Raw genomic sequence first — 24376 nt, 5'->3', positions numbered from 1 at the left:
CCTTTCCCCGGACATGGGCAAAAGACCTTGACATAACATGGGTCATGTGATAGCTATTGCCCGATTTAGCCCCCGGGGGGTCTATAACCCTCCTGTTCCCCTGTATACAGTATACGAATATTTAAACAAACGCCCAAAGACGTTTATGAGGTATTGCTGTGATTGAAATCAACGGAACCATAATTGTCCAGTTTGTCAACTTTGTCGTTTTGATGGTTGCGCTGAACTTTATCCTTTATAAACCGCTTCGCAGCATGCTGCAAAAGCGCAAGGAAACCGTCGATGGTTCCCATCAGCGGGCTAAGGATCTGGCTGTTCAGGTTGAAGAAAAAATGGCTGCCTATCAGGAAAAACTGCAGGAAGCCAAAATCACCGCCGGCAAAGAAAAGGCGACCATGAAAGAGGAGGCGGTAGCCAAGGAAACGGAAATCCTTTCGGCCGCCCGGCAGAGTGCTACAGAAACTTTGGAATCCATGAAGGTAAAAGTTGCCGGCGAGGCAGACGAAGCGCGTAAAGCCCTGAGATCCGATGCGGAGGCTTTGGCGTCCGATATTGCTGCCAAACTCCTGGGAAGGAGCCTGTAATGAACTTTAGAGGGATTTTGATGAATAAAAAAATCATATCTTCCACGGCAGCCCTGCTGCTTATTGTTTCCGCTTCTGTCGCGGTCGCCGCCGGTGACGCTCATCACGTGGATAGCGGTGTTCTCATCAAGGACTTTCTTTACCGCATGTTCAATTTCGCGGTTACCTTCGGGCTGCTGGCCTATTTCGTAACCAAGCCTATTCGCAAAGGGCTGGCGGGGCGCCGTGAAGGGATTGAAAAAGCCCTTAAGGAGGCCCAGGACGCCAAGGAGAAGGCCGAAGCACGTTATGCGGAGTATGATGAAAAGCTGACCAAGGCTTCCGCAGAGATCGACGACATCTATGCTTCGATCAAACGCGAGGGCGAGCTGGAGCGTGACCGGATTATCGCCGAAGCGAAAGAAATGGCAGAAAAAATCAGTCAGGACGCAGAGAAAGCTGCTTCTCGGGAAATAGCCAAGGCCAAAGCTGAACTCCGGCAGGAGGCGACCAATATGGCTATCGAGATAGCGAGGGATCTGCTCACCCAAAAGGTTACCGGAGACGATCAAAAACGTCTGGTGAATGAATATATTCAAAAGGTGGGAGAATTACATTGAGTATCAGCGCTATATCCAGGCGGTATGCGAAGGCCCTGGTGAACCTGGGTGCCGAGCAAAAGATGGTGGAGGACTTTGGCCAGGAATTAGCCAAGGTGTCCTCGATTTTTGCCTCGGAGGATTTTCTCCGGCTTCTTATGGAGAGTCCGACTTTTCCTTTAGAGAAGAAAACGACCATTCTGCAAGAGGTGGCAAAAAGCCTGGAACTCTCTGAGGGTGTTCGCAATTTTCTGGGACTTCTCTTGGAGAACGACCGACTTAAGTACCTCTCCCTGATAGAAGGGGATTACCGGAAGCTGGCCGATGAACTGTCCGGTGTTTTGCGGGCACGGCTGAAATCTGCCTCTCCTCTCGCCGAGGAACAGGTAAGGGACATTGCTTCCGCTTTGGAAAAGAAAACGGGCAAACGGATTGACGTCACCATGGATGTTGATCCCGCCCTTATCGGGGGGCTGCAGGCTGAAATTGCCGGTCAGCTTTTTGACGGAAGTATAAAAACCCAGTTGAAACGGATTGAAGATACCTTAAAGAAGGGGTGAGAAGGTCTTATGGAAATCAAAGCAGAAGAAATCAGCGCGATTATCAAAAAGCAGATCGAGAACTTCGGCCGTGAGGTAGAGGTTAGCGAGACAGGTACCATCATTTCCGTTGGTGACGGTATCGCTCGTATTCATGGCCTTGATAAGGCCATGGCTGGTGAGCTCCTGGAGTTTCCCGGTGGCGTTATGGGTATGGTTCTCAACCTTGAGGAAGACAACGTTGGGGCCGCCATCCTCGGTGAGGCTCACCACATCAAAGAGGGCGACACGGTCAAGAGAACCGAGCGGATTGTGCAGGTTCCTGTCGGGGATGCACTCACCGGCCGGGTCGTTGATGGTATCGGTCTCCCCATCGATGGGGCCGGAGAAATCGACACGAAGGATTTCCGTCAGGTCGAAATCAAGGCACCCGGCATCGTCGCTCGTAAGTCCGTTCACGAACCCATGCAAACGGGTCTTAAAGCGATTGACGCGATGGTGCCCATCGGCCGTGGTCAGCGCGAATTGATCATCGGTGACCGTCAGACGGGTAAAACGGCCGTTGCCATAGATACCATTATCAATCAAAAAGGCCAAAATGTTGTCTGTATCTACGTAGCTATCGGCCAGAAGCGCTCTACTGTGGCGCAGGTCGTTGACAAGCTGAAGCAGCATGGCGCCATGGATTACACGATCGTCGTTGCCGCTACCGCTTCCGATCCGGCTCCTCTGCAGTTTATCGCCCCTTATACTGGGGTTACCATGGGGGAATTCTTCCGTGACAACGGCAAGCATGCTCTGATCATCTATGATGACCTGTCCAAGCAGGCTGTTGCTTACCGCCAGTTGTCCCTGCTGCTGCGTCGTCCGCCCGGACGCGAAGCCTACCCCGGCGACGTCTTTTACCTGCACAGCCGCCTTCTTGAGCGTGCGGCTAAGCTTAACGATGACCTCGGCGCCGGCAGCCTTACTGCTCTGCCCATCATCGAAACGCAGGCCGGTGACGTTTCCGCTTACATCCCGACCAACGTTATTTCGATCACCGACGGTCAGATCTTCCTGGAAACCGATCTTTTCTATTCCGGTGTCCGTCCGGCTATCAACGTCGGTCTGTCAGTATCCCGCGTCGGCGGTAGCGCCCAGGTTAAAGCGATGAAACAGGTCGCTGGTACGCTGCGTCTAGCCTTGGCCCAGTACCGTGAAATGGCAGCGTTCGCTCAGTTCGGATCTGACCTTGACGCTGCTACACAGCGTCAGCTCGCCCGTGGCGCCCGTCTGGTTGAGATTCTCAAGCAAGGCCAGTATAAGCCTCTGCCCGTTGAAAAGCAGGTCCTGGTCATCTATGCGGCCAACAATGGCTATGTGGATGATTACCCAACCACCGCAATTCAGCGCTACGAGGCCGAACTGCTCTCTTATCTTGAGAGCACCCAAGGTCAGCTTTTGGCCGATGTTCGCGAGAAAAAGGCCATCGATAGTGACCTTGAAGCCCGCATCAAAGCGGCACTGGATGAGTTCAAGGGTCAGTTCGTCGCCTAAAACGTATTCAAAAGGTATGAACAGATGGCAAGCCTGAAGGATATTAAGAAGAGAATCTCTTCGGTCAAAAATACCAGTCAGATCACCAAGGCCATGAAAATGGTCTCGGCGGCCAAGTTGCGTCGAGCCCAGGATGCCGTTGTCTCCGCCCGCCCTTACGCCGAGAAAATGCTGGAGGTTCTCTCCAGCCTGGCGCTGCGTGAAGACACCGAAGCTCACCCGCTGCTTCAGCAACGAGGCAAGGGACGCGCACTTGTCGTCCTTATGACGGCTGATCGAGGTCTGTGCGGCGGTTTCAATGCCAATATTTCCAAGGCCGTGGAGCGATTTGTTCGGCAGAACCCCGAAGGGTTCGCCGACATCGACATTATGATCATTGGCCGCAAGGGGAGAGACTACCTCAGAACGCGCAAAGGAATGAACATCGTCAAGGTGCATGAAAATATCACCGGGTCCATTTCCTACAGCACGGCGTCTCTTCTGGGTCAGGATATCGTGTCGGAGTATACCGAAGGAAAATATGACGCGGTATATCTGGCCTATAACGCTTTCCGTAGCGCGATTTCCCAGGATCCGCTGATCGAAAAACTCCTGCCGATTGTTCCCCTAGAGGTCGAGGAGGGAACCCATGTTCCCCAGTACCTTTACGAACCCAACCGCGGTGAAGTTCTCGATCAAATTTTGCCCAAGCACATTGAGGTACAGATTTTCCGTGGGTTGCTGGAATCCGTTGCCTCCGAACATGGTGCGCGCATGAGCGCCATGGACAGTGCCAGCAGAAATGCCAAAGAGATGATCTCCAAGCTTACGCTTCAATACAATAGAGCGCGTCAGGCTGCTATTACCAAAGAGCTCATGGAGATCATTTCCGGCGCCGAATCGATCAAATAAGACTAACAGACCGTTGATTCCCATCTGTCTTCAGGTGGAATAAAGGAGGAACGACTCGCCATGAATAAAGGAAAAATCACTCAGGTTATCGGTCCCGTCGTGGACGTTGAATTTGAGGCCGGGAAACTCCCCGAGATTTATCACGCCCTTAAAATCACCAACCCTTCTCTTGGGGAAGAGGAATGGAACCTCGTCGTCGAGGTGGCCCAACATCTTGGTGAAAATACCGTTAGAACCATCGCCATGGACTCCACCGACGGCCTTGTCCGCGGGCAGGATGTCATGGATACCGGCAAACAGATTGTTATGCCGGTTGGTCGCAACACCCTCGGCCGCATCCTGAACGTCGTCGGCCAGCCTGTTGACGAAGCCGGTCCCGTTAATACCGACAAGGAATGGGAGATCCATCGCCCTACCCCCGAATTCGTCGAGCAGTCCACCAAGGTTGAGGCTTTTGAAACCGGCATCAAGGTCGTTGACCTGCTGGCCCCTTACGCCCGTGGCGGTAAAATCGGCCTCTTCGGCGGCGCCGGCGTCGGCAAGACGGTTCTTATCATGGAGCTTATCCACAACATCGCCAAGCAGCACGGTGGCTTCTCGGTTTTCGCCGGTGTCGGTGAGCGTACGCGTGAGGGCAATGACCTCTGGCATGAAATGAAGGACTCCGGCGTTCTCGACAAAGCCGCTCTAATTTACGGTCAGATGAACGAACCCCCCGGCGCTCGTGCGCGCGTCGCCCTTTCCGCTCTCACCGTGGCCGAATATTTCCGCGATGAAGAAGGACAGGACGTTCTGCTGTTCGTCGACAACATTTTCCGCTTTACCCAGGCCGGTTCGGAAGTATCGGCTCTGCTCGGTCGTATTCCTTCCGCCGTTGGTTACCAGCCGACCCTCAGTACAGAAATGGGTGAGCTGCAGGAGCGTATCACGACCACCAACAAAGGCTCTATCACCTCGGTACAGGCCATCTATGTACCTGCTGACGACCTGACTGACCCGGCGCCCGCCACGGCCTTCGCCCACCTGGACGCCACCACCGTTCTCTCCCGTCAGATTGCCGAGCTCGGTATTTATCCGGCGGTTGACCCTCTGGACAGCACCAGCCGTATTCTTGACCCGCAGGTCGTCGGCGAGGAGCATTACAAAGTAGCCCGTGACGTTCAGTATGTTTTGCAGCGCTACAAGGATCTGCAGGACATCATCGCCATTCTGGGTATGGACGAACTCTCGGAAGAGGACAAGCTTGTGGTAGCCCGCGCCCGGAAGATTCAGCGCTTCCTCTCGCAGCCTTTCCACGTGGCCGAGGTATTTACCGGCTCTCCCGGAAAGTATGTCGAGCTTAAGGACACCATTGCCGGCTTCAAGGCAATCGTGGACGGTAAGTACGACGATATTCCCGAGCAGGCGTTCTATATGGTGGGAACGATCGAAGAAGCCCTCGAAAAAGCTAAAAAACTGGCTGCTTGATCAATCTCGTTCCGGTGAAGCCCACACGGCTTTACCATCCGGCTAAAGGATATACCGATGGCAGAAAAGCTAAAACTCGAAATGGTAACCCCTTATAAAAGGGTTCTTTCGGTAGAGGTCGATGAGGTTACCGCACCTGGCACCATAGGTGAATTCGGCATTCTTCCCGGGCACACTCCCATGCTTACAACCCTTAAAATCGGGGAACTCACCTATCGTGCCGGTAGTGAGACTTTCCATCTGGCTGTTAACTGGGGGTATGTTGAGGTGGAAGAGGATAAGGTTACCGTCCTGGTCGAGACCGCGGAACCTGCCGATGAAATTGACCTGGAAAGAGCCAAGGCTGCTCTGGGCCGGGCTGAAAAAGCCCTTAAAGAACTGTCACAGGACGACAAAGATTTCCGTGTGATGGAAGCCGCTCTTGAGCGGGCCTTGATCCGCATTCAGGTGGCTGGCCGCAAGGGCCACTAATTCGCATTAAGAAGAAACGACAAAAGGCGATCCTGCGGGGTCGCCTTTTGTCGTTTTGCCCAGATGGGGAGCACAGCTGAAGCTATGTCTACAAAGCAAGCGCGCCAGATTATTCACGTCGACATGGATGCCTTTTATGCCTCCGTAGAGCAGCGGGATCAGCCCGAGTTGCGAAACCGACCAGTTATTGTCGGCGGCAGTCGCACAAGGGGCGTGGTCAGTGCCTGTTCCTATGAAGCCCGTGCCTTCGGAGTTCGATCGGCCATGCCGCTGGCGCGGGCTGTACAGTTGTGCCCTGAGGCGGTAGTCCTTCCGGTCAGAATGGAAGCATACAAAGCCGTGTCGCGCAAAATTTTTGCCATTTTCAGGCAGTTTACGGACCGGGTCGAGCCCTTGTCCATCGATGAAGCCTTCCTGGATGTCACCGGCTGTGAGCGGCTTCTAGGCGAGGCGGTCTCCATAGCTCAAAATATCAGAAATTCAATTCGGAAAGAGCTCGCCCTGCCTGCCAGTGCCGGTGTGGCTCCCAATAAATATCTGGCCAAACTGGCTTCTGAGGCAGCCAAACCGGATGGACTCAAAGTGATACATCCCCATGAAATTGAAGCATTTATCCTGCCCCTGCCCATAGGCGCTCTATGGGGAATCGGTAGCAAAGGGAGAGAAAGGCTGAATCGACTAGGGATAAACACCATCGGTGAACTGCGGCGTTTGAGCCTGGCGCAGTTAATCCAGCTTTTCGGGGTGACGGGGCAACGATTTTACGAGCTGGCGAGGGGGATCGATGATCGCCCAATTATCATGGACGACACAGTGAAATCGATAGGACAGGAAGAGACCTTCCCCGCTGATTTATTTGACGTGGACACCCTGCAAACCCACTTGCTACGACTTACCGAAAAGGTAGCCTCACGCTTGCGAAAAAAAAGTCTGTTGGCCTCTGCTCTAACCATTAAGGTGAAATATGGAAATTTCGAGCAGGTCACGAGGTCAAAAACCCTGGAAAATCCATCAGCCAGTGTCCCCGAGTTTTATCCAGTCGCTAAGGAGCTTTTATCCAGAACCGAATCAGGACAGAGGGGAATCCGCCTGCTTGGGGTTACGGCCGGGAATCTTGTTCCCTGTGAAACAAGCCAGATGTCATTGTTTGAGGATAAGTGCGAAAAAAAGAAAGGAAAGGCACTCGACGAGGCCATTGACCGCATACGGGAAAAATACGGAGATCCTGGAATCACGCGAGGAACCTTGGTGGATTAAAGTTTCTGAACAGAGTCGAATAATCGGGTCAGAGTGGCTATGGATGAAATGATACCCTCCGGCTCATGAATCTCGAGTGTGATACTGGGGCAGACGGAGGCAGCGTCAAGCGACCGGAATAATGCCTGAAAGTCGATTAAACCCTCCCCTAGCGGCAGGTGCTCATCTGAGGTGCCATGATTGTCGTGCAGATGAAGGTGCCGCAGATGTTTGCCAATATGGCGAAGCCAGGCCTCCAAATCGTTTTGACCAAAGAGATGCCAATGGCCAATATCGAAACAAGCTCCGAAAAAGGGAGAGTCTATGGCCTGCAACAGGGCAGCCAGAGTCTTGGGGGATTCTTCGAAGATATTTTCAAGAACCAGGGTACAGCCCATACGCTCGGCCCGTTGAATGAACTCGGGCCAGAAGCGGAGGTTCGTCTCAAGCCATAACTGACTCTGGCTCCCGTATCGCCATCGGTCGTAACCAGGGTGAAATACGATAAGGTCGGACGCCAGAGTTTCGGCGCAATCCATGGTTTGATGGAATCGCTTTCGGGTGGCCTCCAGCACCAAGGGATCCAAAGCGCCGGGATTGAGGTCAAGAAAAGGAGCATGGATAGTATTCCGAAGGCCATGTTGCGAAAGCTCTGCCGATAGGGCGCGAACATGTTCGAAGGCAGGGTCGGTGAAGTCATCGGCCTTAAATGCGATTTCCGGTTGAACCCGGTTATCGACGAAAAAAGACCAATTGGGGCCTAGCTGTTTCCAGGGAACATGGACAAAGAGGTCATTTTTCACAACATCATCCCAAAATAGACATAAAAAAGAGAGTTACAGAGAATCAAACCCGTCCCCCCGTGGCGACCAGGGGAATAATCGGAGACTTGCCCATAAGGTTGAAACAGCCAATATCCGGAGCAAAGGGGGAGCAGGGAAAATAACCGCTAAATCATGCCGACTGAATTAGTACCGATCTTAGGGGTAAAATAGTAAAAAGACAAGTAGATATAAGGCCTTGGCATAGTCCGGGTAAACAAGAAAAGCCTTGACAGATTATGTATACTGTATACAATTTGAAAAATTCATTTCAAATTGGAGAGCCCCCAATGCGAAAAAAACCGATTGAACGCCATCAGACGCTGCGGGAAAAAATACTGGAAACGATCCGCGACTCTATCCTCAAGGGCACGATGAAACCGGGGGAAAAGGTTGCCGAGCCAGAATTGGCCGAACGTTTCGGGATCAGTCGCACACCGATCAGGGAAGCCTTCCGTCAATTGGAAACAGAGGGATATCTTACGGTTATTCCACGTAAAGGCGCGGTGGTGACCTCCCTGTCCGAGAGGGATGTCGAGGAGTTTTATGCGATAAAAAGTATCCTCGAAGGGTATGCGGCGCGCATGGCGGCCGAAAATATGACGGAAAAGGACATCGAAAAACTCGAGAGCATCAATGATCGTCTGCAACAGTTGGCCGACGAAGGGGATATAAAAACCTTTTTCAAGGTGCACAACGAGTTTCATGACTTGTTCATCCGGGCCGCGGGCAATGAGAAACTGCGAGAGCTTATCGGGCAGATGATGATGCGCTTCAATCGCCTGCGTATGGCCTCTCTTTCTCTGCCCGGGCGCATGAAAATTTCGGTCGAAGAACACAAGAAAATCATAGAAGCCTTTAAAGAGCACAATGGTGACAAGGCGGACAACCTGGTCAAGAAAACCGCTAACTATGGCGGGCAGGTGCTGTTGCAGAGCATGGCCAAAGAACAGGGCCGCACGGCGGAAAAGGCGATCTACCAACAAGCCGTGGATGTCTGAGACCAGCGCACCTATAAACGAAATGGAACCGGCTGCCTGTCCACGGCGCCGGTTTTTTTGTTGGCAGCCGGTTGTTTAGTGCCTTTGAGCCAGAAGCCAGGTTGAACGATTCTTGATTCATGAGTCACCTTGTGCGATATTGCCGAGAAACAAATCAAGGAAGTGAGGAGTCTTATGTTGAAAAAGATCGGAATGGCAATATTGGTCAGTCTGTTGGTCAGCACCCATGTTTATGGGGATTCACTGAGCCTGGAATTCAATGATGACAGCGCCCAGGTGGGCTACTCCCACGTCATTCAGCAAGATGGTTACGGCACCTCTTCGCTAAATTTGCGAGGTCTGTACAATGATGACAAGGAAACCAAACTGGGAAGCTTGGGGCTTGATTTTTCGGGGGAACCGGGGCATGTGCCGGGACTTCGATTCGGCATCGGTGGTGAACTCTATGGAGGAACCACCGATTATCACCAGGATATACTGAGCCTGGGCGTCTGCGGAAATGCCGCTTTTGCCCCCCCTACCCTGGGCGGCTTGGGTGTGGATGGAAGAGTATGTTACGCGCCGAAAATTTTCAGTTTCATGGACCTGGAGCGACTGCTGGAAACGTCCGTAGGCCTTTTTTACGCAGTGACGCCCAAAATAAAAATAAAGGCGACCTATCAGAATATGGATGCGGATTTTGAGCATCAGGATTCAAGACATATTGACGAGGCCGTGCGGGTAGGATTTACCGCTCAGTTTTAGCCTTGAGACCCTGGAAGTCCTGATCTTATCACTATGATAGCCGTCGGATTAAGCCTGCTTGACCAGGAAAGCACCGCGCCCTGCGACATGTTTCGCCGGGTGCACAATGAGGAGTATATCCTCTTCGCCCGTAAAGGGCTCCCCCTGTCGCAGGGTCTGGCCGAAAATCTCCGTGAAAACGCGGTGAGCGCTCTGTACATAGAGCCAGCGGAGGGCGACGCCTATTTCCAATGCCTTAAAAATCTGACAGAACAAGCCGTTGCCGACAGCAAGGAAAAACCGGAGCGCAAGGCCCAGATCGTCTATTCATCCTGCAAGGAAATCCTGCGACAGGTGTTTGACGATCCCCGCGCCTCCTTCATTCACCTGGCCATGGATATCATCGCCCCGACGATGGATCTGATTGTCACGGACGATGTGGCCACTCGCTGCCTGATCAAACTGACCGATTATGATCAGCAGACCTACACCCATTCGACCAACGTCGGTATTTTCGGTATCGCCCTGGCCAGGAACTATTATGGGCAGAAGGCTGAAAAAGAACTGAAGGCCTTTGGCGCCGGGTTTTTTCTCCACGATCTGGGCAAGTGCCGCATTCCTCTATCTATCATCAACAAGCCAGGCCCTTTGACACCGCAGGAGCGGCTGATCGTCAACCGGCATCCCGAGGATGGCTATAAGATCCTGCAGGAAAACGGGGTGATGACAGAGGAACTGAAGTGTCTCACTCTTCAACACCATGAAAGGGATGATGGTGGCGGCTACCCCTATGGGCTGACCCGCCAGGACATCCACCCCTATGCCCGCATCTGCCGCCTTGTGGATATCTACGAGGCTTTGACCTCCGAGCGCCCTTACCACCGCCGGTCATCGACCTTTGATACCCTTAAACTGATGAAAGAGAAGCTGGTTGTGGATATGGAGCCCAGCCTCTTTGAGCACTTTGTCAGACTATTTTTGACCTAGGAAGGCAGTCCGCAAGGTACGCCGGGGCACCGTCACGAACGAAGACGGTGCCCTTTTTTTATGAGAAACGCGGCCCAGCCGAACAAGGCGAGGCTGACACAACAGGCGAAACCGAAGGAGAAAAGCAGTGAAACCTCACCTACCCCGATGAGAGCGTAGCGAAAGCCATCAATCAGGTAGAACAGGGGATTGGCCCGGGAGAGGTTTTCCCAGAAAGGGGGCAGGATGGAAATGGGATAAAAGACCCCACCCAGATAGATGAGGGGAAGGATAAGGAAATTGCTGTACATGGAGAGAGCGTCGAAGGAGTTGGAATAGATGGCGGCGATGATGCCGAATTGAGCGAACAGAAAACTGGCAAGACAGCCCATGAGTACTGCCAAAAAAGGGTGGGCAAAGGGTAGCGGCGCGAAAAAGAGGGAGATAAGGGTGACCACGGAGCCGACCAGCAGGCCGCGTAGCATGGCGGCAAAGGTGTAGGCAAAAATCATCTGGCTGGGAGTGATGGGGGCTACCAGCAGGTCGACGATGTTGCCGAGGTAGCGGGACATGAAGAGCGAGGATGAGACGTTGGAAAAGGAGTTGTTAATGATCCCCATCAAGACCAGGCCAGGGATGACAAACTGGGCGTAGGTGAAGCCCTCCAGCACGGAGATGCGGGTGCCGAGGGTGGCGCCGAAGACAAAAAGATAAAGAGAAGCGGAGATGATGGGAGTCAGCAGCGTCTGCACAGAAACGCGGAAAAATCGCAGAACCTCTTTTTTCATCAGGGTCAGAAAAGGCAACCAGGGATAAAAGGATTGATCCTGCTGGCTCGAACCGTTCATTCGGAACTCCCTTTGAGGCCGGTCAATTCAATAAATACATCCTCCAGGCTCACGCTCTGGGTTTCCACTTCGGTAACGGGAAGCCCTAGGGCGCACATGCGGTGCAAGGCATCGCCGGTGGCAATGCCAGGGGGCAGCCGCAGGGTGAGCCGGGTCCCTCCCCCCTGCAACTGACCGTTGAATTCCTGCAAATCGAGGGGAACGGCCGTTAGGGGTTGGCTGAGTTGAAGAACAATCTTACGTCCTTCCACCTGCGAAAGAAGGTGGGACGTACTGCCCAGGGCAATCAGACGGCCATGGTTCATAATGGCGATGCGGCCACACATCTGCTGGGCTTCTTCCAGGTAGTGGGTGGTGAGCAGAACCGTGGTCCCTTGCTGGTTGATCTCACGTACGAACTGCCAGAGATTGTGACGCAGCTCGACGTCGACCCCGGCGGTGGGTTCATCGAGAATGAGCAGCCGCGGTTTGTGAATGAGCGCCTTGGCAACCATTAGCCGCCGCTTGAGTCCGCCGGAAAGTTTGTTCATCGGTTTGTGCAGATGAGGTCTGAGAGCGAGACGCTCGATGAGCAGTTCCATCCAGGCGGTATCAAGGGGGACACCATAATAGCCGGGATGAATCTTGAGGGCGCGGTCGATGGTGAAAAAAGTATCGGTGACGATTTCCTGATGCATGACGCCCACCAGCCGCCGGGTAACCAGGCTTTCCTGCTGATTGTCGTGCCCGAAGACGCGGATGGTTCCCGTATCGATCCGTGTCACGCCTCCCACCATGTTGATGGTGGTGCTCTTGCCGGCGCCGTTGGGACCAAGGAGGCCGAAAATTTCCCCAGGTTCGATGGAAAAGCTGAGATCTTTGACGACCCGAGTGCCGGCGTAGGATTTATTAAGCTTCTGGATGTCGAGAGCCAGACTCATGGGTTTCCTGAAGCAAGGTGGTGGATAAAAAACTGACGATTAGGAAGAAGCCGGGCTGTCCTCGTCAAGGGGATCCTCGGTGCGTTTCTTTTTCCCAAAGAAACGAGCGACCCAGATGCCCACCTCATACAGAATGGCGAAAGGAACGGCCAGAGCCGTTTGCGAGATGATGTCGGGTGGGGTCAGCACGGCGCCGATAATAAAAGCGAGCAGCAGGGCGTACTTGCGATTTTTGGCGAGCCAGACATGGTCCACGATACCCATCCGGGCCAGAAAGAAGATAACAATCGGCAGTTCGAAAACCAGACCAAAGGCGAGTAGAAGCTTACTGGACAGGGAAAGATAGGCCCCCATGGAGAGCATGGCCTCGATTTGGCCGGTGCCGGTGCCGAATTGAATGAGAAAGGTAAAGATAAGGGGAAAGACATAGAAGAAGCCGAAGTAGGCCCCGCTGGCGAAGCAGAGGAAGCTGGCGACGACAAACGGAATCGCCAGTTTTTTCTCATGGGCGTACAGACCGGGGGCGATAAAGGCCCAGATTTGCCAAAGAATAACCGGCAGCGAGACGAGCAGGCCGGCTAAGGCCCCCAACTTGAGATAGGTGAAAAAAGGCTCGGTCGCATTGATGAAAACCAGCGAGCTCCCCTCGGGCAGGGCCGCGCGCACGGGGTCGGAAATCAACTGAAAGAGGCGTTCGGCAAAGCCGTAACAGGCCAGAAAACCGACGAACCAGGCGCCAGCCGCAATAATAAGGCGTTTGCGCAATTCTTCAAGGTGGGCAGTGAAAGGGAGAGCCTCGTCGCTCATGCGGTGCGGTCCTTCGTCAGGGAATGGGAGGTGAATCTAAGCTTTATCTTTCGTCTCGGCCTCATCGGTGGTCAAAGGAGCCTCTCCGGACGAATCCTGTTGATCCTCGGACCCCTGCCCGTTCTGCAAGTCAGCGCCGGGCGGCGTCATTTTGCCGGCTTTGAGCAGGGAGTCCGGCTGGTTTTCCTGGCGCGACTCCACATCGATGGTGTTTTTGAACTCTTCGGTGGCTTTTTTAAATTCACCGAGCCCTCGACCGAGCGCTTTGGCGATATCCGGGAGTTTTTTGGGGCCGATGACAATAAGAGCGACCGCCAGGATCAAGAGCAGTTCGGGCATGCCGATACCAAACATAGGAAGAGCCTCAAAATAAAATGTAAAGGGACGGATTAGAAGGGAAGAGGATAGTCTTTATCCCCTGCCCTGTCAAGGGTGAAGCCCGATAAGGGTTTGACATAGCGGGAGTTTTACATGTAGTATACGCGCTAAAAATTGTGGAAAGGTAGGCAATGAACCAGCAAGAGATCAAAGCGGAAATTCGCCGGTTGGCCCAGGAAAGAAACGCCCTGCTTCTGGCCCACAACTATCAGCGGGATGAAATCCAGGAAATTGCCGACATAACGGGGGACTCCCTGGGTCTTTCCATGGAGGCAGCCAGAACGGACAAGGATGTGATCGTCTTTTGCGGCGTTCACTTCATGGCGGAGAGTGCGGCAATTCTGGCCCCCGAGAAGATCGTGCTGCTGCCGCGTCCCGATGCCGGTTGCCCCATGGCCGACATGGTGACCCCCGAGGGCCTGCGTCAGCTGAAGGCGCGCCATCCCGGTGTGCCCGTTGTCACCTATGTGAACTCCAGCGCGGCGGTAAAAGCGGAGAGCGATATCTGCTGTACCAGCGCCAACGCCATTAAAGTGGTCAATTCCCTGGACGCGGCCGAAGTCATCCTGGTGCCGGATCGCAACCTGGGCCGTTATATTGCCGGCCATACCGACAAGGTCTGCCATTTCTGGGAAGGCTACTGTCCCACCCATGAGCGCCTCCAGGTGGCCGATGTCGAACGGGCCAAAAAGGACTATCCGGAGGCGGTGTTCATGGCCCATCCTGAATGTCATCCGGATATTCTGGCCATGGCCGATCATATCTGCTCCACCAGCGGCATGTACGACTATGTGCGCACCAGCGCCGATCGCCAGTTCATTGTCGGGACGGAAGCCGGTATCCTCTATCGTCTGCGCCGGGAGAATCCGGACCGAGAGTTCATCCTGCCGACCTCCCGTCTGATCTGCCCCAATATGAAGTTAACGTCGTTGGAAGACGTTCTTCATAGTTTGCAGACCCTGTCACCGGAGATCACCGTGCCGGCAGACGTGCGGGAGAAGGCGCGCACGGCCCTTGACCGCATGCTGGCCGTCCCGCGCGATTGAAGCCTTGCCACGACAGATATCCTTAGCTTACACGGGGCGTGCACGGGCACGCCCTTCTTTTATGGGTCAGACCTATGTCGAACGAGCAGCCACCTCCTGATACGCCGCCAACATCCGTGGAGGAGTGCGTCGCCAGCCTGCTGGAGCGTCGTCAGCCGACCGAAGTGGTGGGACTGACGGGTTCCAGTCCCGCCTATCTGCTCGCACGCTATCTGGCCAAAAGCAGCGATACGCTGCTGGTGCTGACAGCGGATCAGAAACAGGCCGATACCCTGGCGGCGGCCCTCGACTTTTACCATGGCCGACAGGGGGAGACCGTGACTCTTCCTCACTGGGAGGTGCACCCCTACGAGCCCCTGACGCCTCACCCGGAAGTCGAAGCGGCCCGACTCTCCAGCCTTACCGCCATGCTGCAGGGGCGCGTGCGTGCAGCCGTTATGCCGGTGCGTTCCCTGATGCAGAAAGTCATTCCGGGACAGGTGTTGGCCCAGCTGAGCAGCCCCCTGGTCTGCGGGGACGATTACGAGCGGGATTCCCTTACCGGTCGCCTGCTGGCTCTGGGCTACAATGCGGTTCCGCTGGTGGAAGACCGGGGCACCTTTTCGGTGCGGGGCGATATCCTCGATATTTTTCCCGCCTCCCGCCCAGCTCCCGTTCGTATCGAATTTTTCGGCGACACCATCGAGCGCATGCGACCCTTCCACCCGGCGACCCAGCGTTCCGAACAGCAGGAACTGGAAGAGATCGAGCTGCTGCCGGCCCGGGAAATGATACTGACCGGCGAGTATCTGGAGACTTTCGCTCGCCGCCTGAAGGAACGCTGCGACGATCTCGGCCTGCCGCGCACCCAGCGGGAGGTTATCCTGGAAGAGGCGCGCGAAGGGCTGCTATCTCCCGGTCGCGCTTTTCTCCTCCCTTTCAACTATCCTTCGCTGGATACCCTCTTTTCCTATCTTCCCAGGGCGCGACTGGTGGTCGTCGATCCGCCTGAGGTGGAGCAGGAAATGGATCGATTTAGCGCCGAGATTGCCGAAGGAGAACGGCATGCGGCGAACCGGGATGAACCCTATGCGCCAGCCGCCGACCTGTATCTGACGGCCGCCGAGGTGGAGCAGGCCCTGGCTGCCGGTACGGGCCGCATCGACCTGCCCATCCTGCCGGTGTACCGTCTGCAGGACGACCGTCAACCGTACCGCCTTCGCGTCGATGGTAATGGGGATATCCGTGGCTTGCTTCAGGGAAGGGATGGCCTGGCCCCCTTGGCCGACAGACTGTCGCGGTGGCAGGAGGAGTCCTGGCGCCTCCTGCTGGTCTGCCATCAGCGGGGTCAGGCAGAGCGCATGGCCGACCTGCTGCGCCCCTACGGGCTGGAGCTCTTTTTCTCCGGCACCTCAAATAAGGGGCAGCGCCCCGAGCCCGGCGAAGTCCGCCTGGTTCAGGGCGAACTGCAGGCCGGTTTCCGCTTGCCGGAAGAAAAGTGGGCCGTCATCACCGAAGAGGAAATCTTTGGCCAGCGGGTTCGTCGCCGGGCCCTTTCCGAGGCCCGGGCCAAGGCGCTCCTCTCCTCCCTGGCGGAGCTCAAGGAAGGCGACTATGTCGTCCATGCCGATCACGGCATCGCGCTCTATCGCGGCCTCCAGCACCTGGAGATGAACGGCATCGAGGGGGATTTCCTGCAGATCGAGTATGCTGGTGGCGATCGGCTCTACCTGCCGGTGGACCGTATCGAAAAAGTCCAGAAATATGTCGGCGGCGAGGGCCATGTACCCCGCCTTGACCGCTTGGGCAGCGGTTCCTGGGAGAAAGCCCGCCTGCGAGCCCGGGCGGCGGTAGAAGAACTGGCCCGCGAACTACTCAATATCTATGCCCGCCGCGAGATGGCCGAGGCCTATCGTTTTTCGCCACCGGACCGGACCTTCCGGGAATTCGAGGCAGCCTTCCCCTACGAGGAAACGCCGGATCAGCTGGACGCCATCGGGGACACCCTGGAGGATATGCAGTCAGGCAAGCCCATGGATCGCCTGATCTGCGGTGATGTCGGCTTCGGCAAGACGGAAGTGGCCATCAGGGCGGCCTTTAAAGCGGCCATGGATGGCAAACAGGTGGCCGTGCTGGTCCCGACCACCATCCTCGCCCAGCAGCACCTGGAGAGTTTCCGGGAGCGTTTCGAGGGCTATCCCCTCGAGGTGGAGATGGTCTCGCGCTTTCGCACGCCCAGGGAGCAGAAAGATATTCTGCAGAAGACGGCGGAAGGCAAAATCGACGTCCTCATCGGCACCCATCGCCTGCTGCAGCGGGATGTCCGGTTCCGCGATCTGGGCCTTATGATCGTCGACGAGGAGCAGCGTTTCGGCGTTTCCCACAAAGAGCGGCTGAAGAAGATGCGGGCCGAAGTAGCGACTCTCACCCTCACCGCGACGCCCATCCCCCGTACCCTGCACATGGGCCTCATGGGCCTGCGCAGCCTGTCCGTCATTGACACGCCCCCGCTTGATCGGTTGGCGGTGCGGACCTATGTGACTCGTTTTGACGATGAGTTGATCCGCGAGGCCGTATTGCGGGAACTGCGCCGCGGGGGTCAGGTCTTTTTTGTCCATAACCGGGTGCAGACCATCGGCGCCATGGCCGAATTTTTGGGCACGCTCATCCCCGAAGCCAAAATTGCCGTCGGCCATGGCCAGATGGGTGAGCGGGAACTGGAAAGGGTCATGCTCGATTTCATTGAGGGCAAAACCAACCTTCTGGTCAGCAGCACCATTATCGAAAACGGACTGGACATCTCCAGAGCCAACACCATTATCGTCAATCGGGCCGACTGCTTCGGGCTGGCCCAGCTCTATCAGCTTCGCGGCCGGGTCGGGCGTTCCAATCAGCGGGCCTATGCCTATCTGCTCATCCCCGGTGAAGGCTCCTTGACCCGGGAGGCGCGGGAGCGTTTAAAGGTCATGCAGGAGCTGACGGAGCTGGGGGCGGGCTTTCGTATCGCCAGCCACGACCTCGAATTGCGGGGTGCCGGCGACCTGCTGGGCGACAGGCAGGCCGGCCAGATTGCCGCCATCGGCTTCGAGCTCTATGCCGAACTGCTGGAAGAGACGGTGCACGAATTGCGCGGCCAGGCGGTCGAAGAGCGCATCGACCCGGAAATCCGCCTGGGCGTCTCCGCTTTCCTGCCGGAAAAGTACGTTCCCGATCCCAACCAGCGTCTGGTGTTGTACAAAAAGATGGCTTCGGTACCTGACGAGGCCCAGCTCTACGCCATCGCCGATGAATTGCGCGATCGCTATGGCGAGATTCCCCCGCCGACCTCTCTGCTCTTCGAGGTCATGAAGTTGCGCCTGCTGATGAAGCAGTTGAAGGTGGAGTTCGCCGAATTTGACGGTCGCCAGCTGGTGTTTGGTTTCCACGCCGAGACGCCGGTTCCCCCGGAAAAGATTCTGCGATTGATGGAAGACAAAAGCGGCCGCTATCGCTTTACCCCGGATTACCGCCTTTCGGTCCGGTTGGCGAAAACGTCGGCCGAAGAGCTGGTTGAGGCGGCTAAAAAAGAATTGCAAGCTTTTTTGTAACTGTGCTAGCGTGACTCTTTCAGACCGGTTTTTCACCGGAAGTCCGCTGGCTTTCCGACGGGCGAACCTTTTCCCCTGCTTTTCCCGAGGCCACCAATCACCATGCCCAATCGCCGCTTAGTATCCCTTTTTCTGGTCATTTTGCTGGCTGCCGGACTCTGTGCCTGTCAGCAAAAAGATGCCACCCAGGCCCAGGCCCTGGTCCGAGTGGATGGACGCGTTGTCACCCTGGAGCAATTCGAGCGCGACCTGGAAAAATCCCTGCCGGCGGATCAGTCCGTCTCGGATGAGGAACGAAGTGAGATGAAGCGGTCTTTTCTCGTTCAGGTCATCGACCGGGAACTGGCTTTGGCCGAGGCGGACAGGCTCGGTCTCACGGTCAGCCCGCAAGAGGAAGATGCGGCTTTTCAGGAATACCGTCGGGATTATCCCGAAAACACCTTCGACCAGATGCTCGGAAATCGCGGCATCACGCTGGAGGACTGGAAGAGAGAATTGCGCGACGGGCTGCTGATGGAAAAAGTGCTGAAAGAGGCCGTCTATTCCCGCGTCGAGGTCAGTGACGAGGAAATTTCCGCCTATTATGACGAATACCGGGAAGAGTTCGACCGTCCTGAACAGGTTCGGGCTCGCCAGATCCTGGTCAGCAGCCAGGAGGAAGGCGAGCGTGTGCTCGGCCTGCTGAGGCAGGGTGAGGAGTTCGATATCGTCGCCCGCAAACACTCTCTCTCTCCCGACGCTGAAGAGGGGGGGGATCTCGGCTTTTTCAGCCGGGGCGAAATGCCGGCTGAATTCGATGCCGTGGTATTCAGCCTGGCGGTGGGGCGAATCAGCGACCTGACCCAAAGTTCCTATGGCTATCATATTTTCAAGGTGGAAGAAAAACGAAAGGCCGTACGTCTGAAGCTGGACGAAGTCAAAGACGACATCCGCCAGACGCTGCGAACCCAGAAGGAAGAACGGGCCTACCAGCAATGGCTCCATGAGTTACGAGGACGGGCCGTCATCGAGGTCGACTGGGAGCGGCTGTAAATTAACCACAAGGATCTTTTCATGCGACGTATTGTTACCATCGCTCTGGCGGCCCTGCTGCTGTTTGGCACTTCGGCCTCGGCCAGGGTCCTCAATGAAATTGCCGCCATCGTCAACGAAGAGGCGATAACTACCTATGACTTGGACAGGGCCGTGGACGAGCGGATTTCTCCGGCCGAGCAGGAAAGCCTGGGGCCTGTGGCCATGGATAGCCGGCGCCGGGAGATCCTGCAGGGTCTCGTCGAGGAATCGCTCATGCGCCAGCGCGCCGCCGAGCTGGGTCTGGCGGTCAGCGATGCGGAAGTGGAAGAAGCCATTCGCGACGTCGAGAAGCAGAACAACCTGACCCGCGAACAGTTGCGGCAGGCGCTGAGCGCGCAGGGAATGGATTTTGAGGAATACCGGGAAAACCTGCGGGAGCAGATCCAGAGCTTCAAATTGCTCGGCCGCGAAGTGCAGAGCCGCCTGGAGGTGACCAACCAGGAAATCCGCGACTATTTCCGGGAGCATATCGATGAATTTCGCGGGAACCCCTTTATCCGTCTGAGCCATATCACCTTCCCGGTTGCTCCCGGCGCCAGCAAGGCAGAGCTGGACAGGCGCTATGCCCTGGCGCAGGAAGCCGTCTCCCGTCTCCAATTGGGGGAGGACTTTGCCAGGGTGCTGGCCAGCTATGCGGAAAGTGGGCAGGCGGGGGGCGGGGATCTGGGCGCCTTTGGTCAAGGGGAGCTGTCCCCGGCCTTTGAACGGGCCGTTGCGGGTCTGCAGCAGGGCCAGGTCAGCGATGTGGTGTCAACCCCGGAAGGCTACCATGTCCTCTTTATGATAGAGCGCAGCGATGGCAATATCCGGCACTTCGACACCGTTAAAGAGGAAATCAGCCGCAAGGTGATCGAGAGTAAAAAGACGCAAGGAGTCAAGGACTGGATGGAAGAGCTCAAAGCGAAGGCCTTCATCGAGATCAAGATATAAATCCACGCGCCGTAACCTCACCGATGTCAGGGGCCCCGTCGAACCATCGGCGGGGCTCCTGTCTTTGAGGCCAATAAACAGAAAGACCTTCGGAATACTATCGGTCAGGAGCCAGGAATGGAAAAACCTGTTATCGTCAGCATGGGAGATCCTGTTGGGGTTGGCCCGGAACTTTTGATCAAAGCTCTTATTTCCGGCGAGCTGCTGGCGGCCGCCCCCGCCTTGCTGGTAGCCGGGGATGTCGGCGTGCTGGCCCGGGCCGCCCGGATTTTCGGCCGGACCGCCGTGCTGACTCCGGGCCGGGGTCTGGCCACGCACCAGCTTGAGATCGAGGGAAACATCCTTTCCGTGCGCGCGCTGTCCGAGCTGCCGGCATCCGGTCTGTCCTTCGGCCAGCCGACGCCGGCCTGTGGCCGTGCCATGCTCGACTATATCGAATGGAGCTGCGACCAGGTATTGGCCGGTCATGGCAGGGCCATGGTGACCGGGCCCATCAACAAGGAAGCCATTCATGCGGCCGGCTGCGATTTTCCCGGCCACACCGAGCTACTGGCCCATCGCTGCGGGGTGCCGCAGGTTGTCATGATGCTCGGCGGCGAGCGGCTCAAGGTCTGCCTGGTGACGACCCATATGGCCCTGCGCCAGGTGCCGAGGGCTCTGACCACGGCGGACATCCTCGAGACGATACGGATCACCGATGCCGCCTTCCGCCGCTATTTCGTGAAGGAGAGAGCCCCTCGCCTCGCCGTGCTGGCCCTGAACCCCCATGCTGGCGAGGGAGGACTTTTCGGCGACGAAGAGCAGCGTCTCATCGTGCCGGCCATTGAGGCCGCCCGTCGGGAGGGGATCGAGGCCAGCGGACCCCACAGTGCCGACACCCTCTTTCACTTTGCCGTCCAGGGTGCTCATGACGCCGTGGTCTGCATGTATCACGACCAGGGGCTTATCCCCCTGAAGCTGCTCCACTTCGAGGATGGGGTCAACGTCACCCTCGGCCTGCCCATCATTCGTACCTCCGTCGATCACGGCACGGCCTACGATCTGGTCGGCACAGGAAGGGCCAGTTGCCAGAGCCTGCTGGCGGCGCTCCGCCTGGCCGGGGACATGGCCGCCAAAGACCGCGATGAACACAAAGGATCAAATCCATGATTGACAAGATCATTATAAAGGGTGCCCGCGAGCATAACCTCAAGGGGATCGACGTCGAAATCCCTCGGGAAAAGCTGGTCGTCATTACCGGCGTTTCCGGCTCCGGCAAGAGCACCCTGGCCTTCGACACCATTTATGCCGAAGGCCAGCGTCGCTACGTCGAGAGCCTCTCCGCCTATGCCCGCCAGTTTCTGGGGCAGATGGAGAAGCCCGACGTCGACAGCATTGAGGGCCTGTCGCCGGCCATCTCCATCGAACAGAAGACGACCTCGAAAAATCCCCGCTCTACCGTCGGCACGGTCACCGAAATCTATGACTATCTGCGCCTGCTCTTCGCTCGCGTGGGCCGAGTCTACTGCCCGGGCTGCGGCAAGGAGATCGCCTCACAGACCGTGGAGCAGATGGTCGATCGCGTTATGCAGCTGCCCGAAAAGACGAAGCTGATGCTGCTGGCCCCCATCGTGGCCGGGCGCAAGGGCGAGTACCGCAAGGAACTCAAGCAGTTGCAGGCCGACGGCTTCGTGCGGGTACGGGTCGATGGACAGATGCATGAACTGGGTGAGTCCATCGAGCTTGACAAGAACAAAAAGCATACGATTGAAGTGGTCGTAGACCGCCTGGTTATCAAGGAGGGGTTGGAAAGCCGCCTGGCCGATTCGCTGGAGACGGCCCTGCGTCTGGCCGACGGGGTGGTGCGGGTGGAAGTCGTCGACGGCGAGAGCCAGCTCTTTTCCGAAAAGCACGCCTGCGTCGACTGCGGCATCTCCTATCCTGAAATCACCCCCCGCATGTTCTCCTTCAACAACCCTTACGGCGCCTGCCCCGACTGTTCCGGTCTGGGAACCCGTATGTACTTCGACCCGGAACAGGTGGTGCCCAATCCGGCCCTGTCCTTGCGCGAAGGGGCGGTCGTTCCCTGGGAGACCCGCACCGGCTTCTATTATCAGCAGTTGATCGAGGCGCTGGCCGATCACTACGGTTTCGACATCAACACCCCCTTCGCTGAGCTGCCGGCGCGCATCCGGGAAGTGTTGCTGCACGGCAGCGGCAAGGAAGAGGTCCGCTTCTTTTTCGATCAGGGCGGCCGCCGTCACTTCTATCACAAGGTGTTCGAGGGCATCATCCCGAACCTGGAGCGCAAATATCGAGAGACCGATTCGGAAAATGTGCGGGAAAATCTCGAACGCTTCATGAACGTCATGCCCTGCCCCACCTGCCACGGCGCCCGCCTGCGTCCCGAGTCCCTGAATGTGCGGGTGGCGGGCAAAAGCATCCGCGAGGTGACGGCGATGTCCATCGTCGAGGCGGAGGCCTTTTTCGCCGCCATCACCCTCACCCCCAAAGAGGAGGAGATTGCCCGACGTATTTTCAAGGAGATCCGCGAGCGTCTTTCCTTCCTGACCCATGTCGGACTCGACTACCTGACCCTGGACCGGGCTTCGGGCACCCTCTCCGGTGGTGAAGGGCAGCGTATTCGGCTGGCCACCCAGGTCGGTTCTTCCCTGGTGGGGGTGCTTTACATTCTCGACGAACCCTCCATTGGCCTGCACCAGCGGGACAACCGCCGCCTGCTCGAAACCCTCAAACGCTTGCGGGATCTCGGCAATACCGTGCTGGTAGTCGAGCATGATGAAGAGACGATTCTGGAGGCCGACCACGTTATCGATATGGGCCCGGCCGCCGGTGTGCACGGAGGCAGCATCGTAGCCCAGGGTACGCCGCAGGAAATTCTGCGCGATCCCAATTCGCTGACGGGGCGCTACCTGTCCGGTGCCCTCTCCATCCCGCTGCCCAAGCAGCGCCGGCGCAGCGACCGCTTTCTCGAGATCAAAAATGCCCGCGAAAACAACCTCAAGGGGGTCGATGTGGCTTTTCCCCTGGGAGTGATGACCTGCGTCACCGGCGCCTCCGGCTCCGGCAAATCCACCCTGGTCATTGACACCCTCTTTCGAGCCCTGTCCCAGCAGCTCTACCGCTCCAAAGAGAAGGCGGGCAAGGTCGACGCCATCATCGGTCTCGACATGCTGGACAAGGTTATCGATATCGACCAGTCCCCCATCGGACGCACCCCCCGCTCGAATCCGGCGACCTACACGGGCGTTTTTACGGATATCCGCGATCTCTTCGCCCAGCTCCCCGAGGCCAAGGTGCGCGGTTACAAGGCGGGGCGTTTTTCCTTCAATGTCAAGGGTGGGCGCTGCGAAGCCTGCCAGGGCGATGGTATCCTTAAAATCGAAATGCATTTTCTGCCCGACGTGTATGTCCAGTGCGAGGTCTGCAAGGGGGCGCGCTACAACCGGGAGACCCTGGAGGTGCGCTACAAGGGCAAGAGCATCGCCGATGTGCTGGACATGACGGTCAATCAGGCCAGCGAGTTTCTGGAAAATATCCCCCGTATCCGCAACAAGCTGCAGACCCTGCGCGACGTGGGCCTCGGTTACATCAAGGTGGGGCAGAGCGCCACCACCCTCTCCGGCGGCGAAGCCCAGCGGGTCAAGCTGGCTAAGGAGCTGTCCAAGCGGGCCACCGGCAAGACCATCTATATTTTGGACGAACCGACCACGGGACTGCACTTCGCCGATATTCAGAAGCTGCTGGACGTCTTGCAGCGCTTGGTCGATGCGGGCAATACGGTGATCATCATCGAGCATAATCTGGATGTGATCAAGGTGGCCGATCACCTGATCGATCTGGGGCCGGAAGGCGGCAGTCGCGGCGGCGAGATCGTCGTGTGTGGCACGCCCGAGGAGGTCGCCCGCTGTTCGGCCTCCCACACCGGACGCTATCTGCGTTCTTACCTGAATCTTTAAAGGCGGCCCGTCGTGCATTGACTTTTCCCCGG

At 56.7% G+C, this 24376-nt stretch carries 22 protein-coding genes; 17 read left to right on the top strand and 5 right to left on the bottom strand.

Annotation, left to right across the window (positions count from 1 at the left end):
* The first annotated feature begins 158 nt into the window (after positions 1-158).
* The 8 genes from MJO47_RS03585 (at position 159) to dinB (ending at position 7326) form a co-directional block, all read left to right on the top strand.
* Positions 159-584 carry an ATP synthase F0 subunit B gene (locus MJO47_RS03585; RefSeq protein WP_253959748.1) on the top strand — a complete coding sequence of 142 codons (426 nt, stop codon included), beginning with the start codon at positions 159-161 and terminating at the stop codon, positions 582-584.
* A 20-nt stretch (positions 585-604) separates the two neighbouring features.
* Positions 605-1183, top strand: coding sequence for an ATP synthase F0 subunit B (locus MJO47_RS03580; protein ID WP_253959747.1), 579 nt, complete (start codon positions 605-607; stop codon positions 1181-1183).
* Positions 1180-1722, top strand: coding sequence for an ATP synthase F1 subunit delta (gene atpH, locus MJO47_RS03575; RefSeq protein WP_253959746.1), 543 nt, complete (start codon positions 1180-1182; stop codon positions 1720-1722). Before MJO47_RS03580 ends, atpH begins: the two co-directional genes overlap by 4 nt.
* 9 nt (positions 1723-1731) lie before the next feature.
* Complete coding sequence (gene atpA / locus MJO47_RS03570; protein ID WP_253959745.1) at positions 1732-3240, top strand: F0F1 ATP synthase subunit alpha; 1509 nt, start codon at positions 1732-1734, stop codon at positions 3238-3240.
* A gap of 24 nt (positions 3241-3264) precedes the next feature.
* Positions 3265-4131 (top strand): ATP synthase F1 subunit gamma, encoded by an 867-nt coding sequence (gene atpG / locus MJO47_RS03565; RefSeq protein WP_253959744.1) that lies wholly within the window; start codon positions 3265-3267, stop codon positions 4129-4131.
* A 60-nt stretch (positions 4132-4191) separates the two neighbouring features.
* Complete coding sequence (gene atpD / locus MJO47_RS03560) at positions 4192-5598, top strand: F0F1 ATP synthase subunit beta (RefSeq protein WP_253959743.1); 1407 nt, start codon at positions 4192-4194, stop codon at positions 5596-5598.
* Positions 5599-5655: 57 nt separating this feature from the next.
* Entirely contained in the window at positions 5656-6069 is a 414-nt protein-coding gene (locus MJO47_RS03555; RefSeq protein ID WP_253959742.1) for a F0F1 ATP synthase subunit epsilon, read from the top strand.
* 63 nt (positions 6070-6132) lie between these two features.
* On the top strand, positions 6133-7326 hold the full coding sequence (dinB, locus tag MJO47_RS03550; protein ID WP_371926619.1) for a DNA polymerase IV: 1194 nt from the start codon (positions 6133-6135) through the stop codon (positions 7324-7326).
* Here dinB and MJO47_RS03545 read toward each other — a convergent pair.
* Entirely contained in the window at positions 7323-8108 is a 786-nt protein-coding gene (locus MJO47_RS03545; protein ID WP_253959741.1) for a TIM barrel protein, read from the bottom strand. The genes dinB and MJO47_RS03545 overlap by 4 nt on opposite strands.
* 308 nt (positions 8109-8416) lie before the next feature.
* Between MJO47_RS03545 and MJO47_RS03540 the strand changes: the two genes are divergently transcribed.
* From MJO47_RS03540 to MJO47_RS03530, 3 genes are all read left to right on the top strand, one after another.
* A complete protein-coding gene (locus MJO47_RS03540) occupies positions 8417-9127 on the top strand; it encodes a GntR family transcriptional regulator (protein ID WP_253959740.1) in 711 nt (236 codons plus the stop codon).
* 174 nt (positions 9128-9301) lie between these two features.
* Positions 9302-9871, top strand: coding sequence for a hypothetical protein (locus MJO47_RS03535; protein WP_253959739.1), 570 nt, complete (start codon positions 9302-9304; stop codon positions 9869-9871).
* A 33-nt stretch (positions 9872-9904) separates the two neighbouring features.
* Positions 9905-10837 (top strand): HD-GYP domain-containing protein, encoded by a 933-nt coding sequence (locus MJO47_RS03530; protein WP_253959738.1) that lies wholly within the window; start codon positions 9905-9907, stop codon positions 10835-10837.
* A 32-nt stretch (positions 10838-10869) separates the two neighbouring features.
* On the opposite strand, the gene MJO47_RS03525 is transcribed toward MJO47_RS03530, so the two are convergent.
* The 4 genes from MJO47_RS03525 to tatA are packed head-to-tail and all read right to left on the bottom strand — an operon-like array spanning position 10870 to position 13745.
* Entirely contained in the window at positions 10870-11664 is a 795-nt protein-coding gene (locus tag MJO47_RS03525) for an ABC transporter permease (protein WP_253959737.1), read from the bottom strand.
* The gene (locus tag MJO47_RS03520) at positions 11661-12584 is read right to left on the bottom strand and encodes an ABC transporter ATP-binding protein (RefSeq protein ID WP_253959736.1); all 924 of its coding nucleotides are present in this window, start codon (positions 12582-12584) and stop codon (positions 11661-11663) included. The genes MJO47_RS03525 and MJO47_RS03520 overlap by 4 nt, the downstream gene beginning before the upstream one ends.
* Positions 12585-12623: 39 nt before the next feature.
* On the bottom strand, positions 12624-13391 hold the full coding sequence (gene tatC / locus MJO47_RS03515) for a twin-arginine translocase subunit TatC (protein WP_253959735.1): 768 nt from the start codon (positions 13389-13391) through the stop codon (positions 12624-12626).
* Between the two features lie 36 nt (positions 13392-13427).
* On the bottom strand, positions 13428-13745 hold the full coding sequence (gene tatA, locus MJO47_RS03510; protein ID WP_253959734.1) for a twin-arginine translocase TatA/TatE family subunit: 318 nt from the start codon (positions 13743-13745) through the stop codon (positions 13428-13430).
* Positions 13746-13900: 155 nt separating this feature from the next.
* Between tatA and nadA the strand changes: the two genes are divergently transcribed.
* The 6 genes from nadA (at position 13901) to uvrA (ending at position 24344) form a co-directional block, all read left to right on the top strand.
* Entirely contained in the window at positions 13901-14815 is a 915-nt protein-coding gene (gene nadA, locus MJO47_RS03505; RefSeq protein ID WP_253959733.1) for a quinolinate synthase NadA, read from the top strand.
* Positions 14816-14889: 74 nt separating this feature from the next.
* Positions 14890-18381 (top strand): transcription-repair coupling factor, encoded by a 3492-nt coding sequence (gene mfd / locus MJO47_RS03500; RefSeq protein WP_253959732.1) that lies wholly within the window; start codon positions 14890-14892, stop codon positions 18379-18381.
* 102 nt (positions 18382-18483) lie between these two features.
* The gene (locus tag MJO47_RS03495; RefSeq protein ID WP_253959731.1) at positions 18484-19413 is read left to right on the top strand and encodes a peptidyl-prolyl cis-trans isomerase; all 930 of its coding nucleotides are present in this window, start codon (positions 18484-18486) and stop codon (positions 19411-19413) included.
* 21 nt (positions 19414-19434) lie between these two features.
* On the top strand, positions 19435-20385 hold the full coding sequence (locus tag MJO47_RS03490) for a SurA N-terminal domain-containing protein (protein WP_253959730.1): 951 nt from the start codon (positions 19435-19437) through the stop codon (positions 20383-20385).
* A 117-nt stretch (positions 20386-20502) separates the two neighbouring features.
* Positions 20503-21534 carry a 4-hydroxythreonine-4-phosphate dehydrogenase PdxA gene (gene pdxA, locus MJO47_RS03485; RefSeq protein ID WP_253959729.1) on the top strand — a complete coding sequence of 344 codons (1032 nt, stop codon included), beginning with the start codon at positions 20503-20505 and terminating at the stop codon, positions 21532-21534.
* Positions 21531-24344, top strand: a complete 2814-nt coding sequence (gene uvrA, locus MJO47_RS03480) for an excinuclease ABC subunit UvrA (protein WP_253959728.1) — start codon at positions 21531-21533, stop codon at positions 24342-24344. Before pdxA ends, uvrA begins: the two co-directional genes overlap by 4 nt.
* Positions 24345-24376 lie beyond the last annotated feature (32 nt).

Source organism: Desulfuromonas sp. KJ2020 (genome assembly GCF_024197615.1).
Classification (GTDB): domain Bacteria; phylum Desulfobacterota; class Desulfuromonadia; order Desulfuromonadales; family SZUA-540; genus SZUA-540.
This window is presented reverse-complemented; position numbering and strand designations above follow the sequence as displayed.

Coding starts and splice junctions, on each gene's coding strand:
- MJO47_RS03580 (WP_253959747.1), top strand. CDS start 605: ATGAATAAAAAAATCATATCTTCCACGGCAGCCCTGCTGCTTATTGTT.
- atpA (WP_253959745.1), top strand. CDS start 1,732: ATGGAAATCAAAGCAGAAGAAATCAGCGCGATTATCAAAAAGCAGATC.
- atpG (WP_253959744.1), top strand. CDS start 3,265: ATGGCAAGCCTGAAGGATATTAAGAAGAGAATCTCTTCGGTCAAAAAT.
- atpD (WP_253959743.1), top strand. CDS start 4,192: ATGAATAAAGGAAAAATCACTCAGGTTATCGGTCCCGTCGTGGACGTT.
- MJO47_RS03555 (WP_253959742.1), top strand. CDS start 5,656: ATGGCAGAAAAGCTAAAACTCGAAATGGTAACCCCTTATAAAAGGGTT.
- dinB (WP_371926619.1), top strand. CDS start 6,133: ATGGGGAGCACAGCTGAAGCTATGTCTACAAAGCAAGCGCGCCAGATT.
- MJO47_RS03540 (WP_253959740.1), top strand. CDS start 8,417: ATGCGAAAAAAACCGATTGAACGCCATCAGACGCTGCGGGAAAAAATA.
- MJO47_RS03535 (WP_253959739.1), top strand. CDS start 9,302: ATGTTGAAAAAGATCGGAATGGCAATATTGGTCAGTCTGTTGGTCAGC.
- MJO47_RS03530 (WP_253959738.1), top strand. CDS start 9,905: ATGATAGCCGTCGGATTAAGCCTGCTTGACCAGGAAAGCACCGCGCCC.
- MJO47_RS03525 (WP_253959737.1), bottom strand. CDS start 11,664: ATGAACGGTTCGAGCCAGCAGGATCAATCCTTTTATCCCTGGTTGCCT.
- MJO47_RS03520 (WP_253959736.1), bottom strand. CDS start 12,584: ATGAGTCTGGCTCTCGACATCCAGAAGCTTAATAAATCCTACGCCGGC.
- tatC (WP_253959735.1), bottom strand. CDS start 13,391: ATGAGCGACGAGGCTCTCCCTTTCACTGCCCACCTTGAAGAATTGCGC.
- tatA (WP_253959734.1), bottom strand. CDS start 13,745: ATGTTTGGTATCGGCATGCCCGAACTGCTCTTGATCCTGGCGGTCGCT.
- nadA (WP_253959733.1), top strand. CDS start 13,901: ATGAACCAGCAAGAGATCAAAGCGGAAATTCGCCGGTTGGCCCAGGAA.
- mfd (WP_253959732.1), top strand. CDS start 14,890: ATGTCGAACGAGCAGCCACCTCCTGATACGCCGCCAACATCCGTGGAG.
- MJO47_RS03495 (WP_253959731.1), top strand. CDS start 18,484: ATGCCCAATCGCCGCTTAGTATCCCTTTTTCTGGTCATTTTGCTGGCT.
- MJO47_RS03490 (WP_253959730.1), top strand. CDS start 19,435: ATGCGACGTATTGTTACCATCGCTCTGGCGGCCCTGCTGCTGTTTGGC.
- pdxA (WP_253959729.1), top strand. CDS start 20,503: ATGGAAAAACCTGTTATCGTCAGCATGGGAGATCCTGTTGGGGTTGGC.
- uvrA (WP_253959728.1), top strand. CDS start 21,531: ATGATTGACAAGATCATTATAAAGGGTGCCCGCGAGCATAACCTCAAG.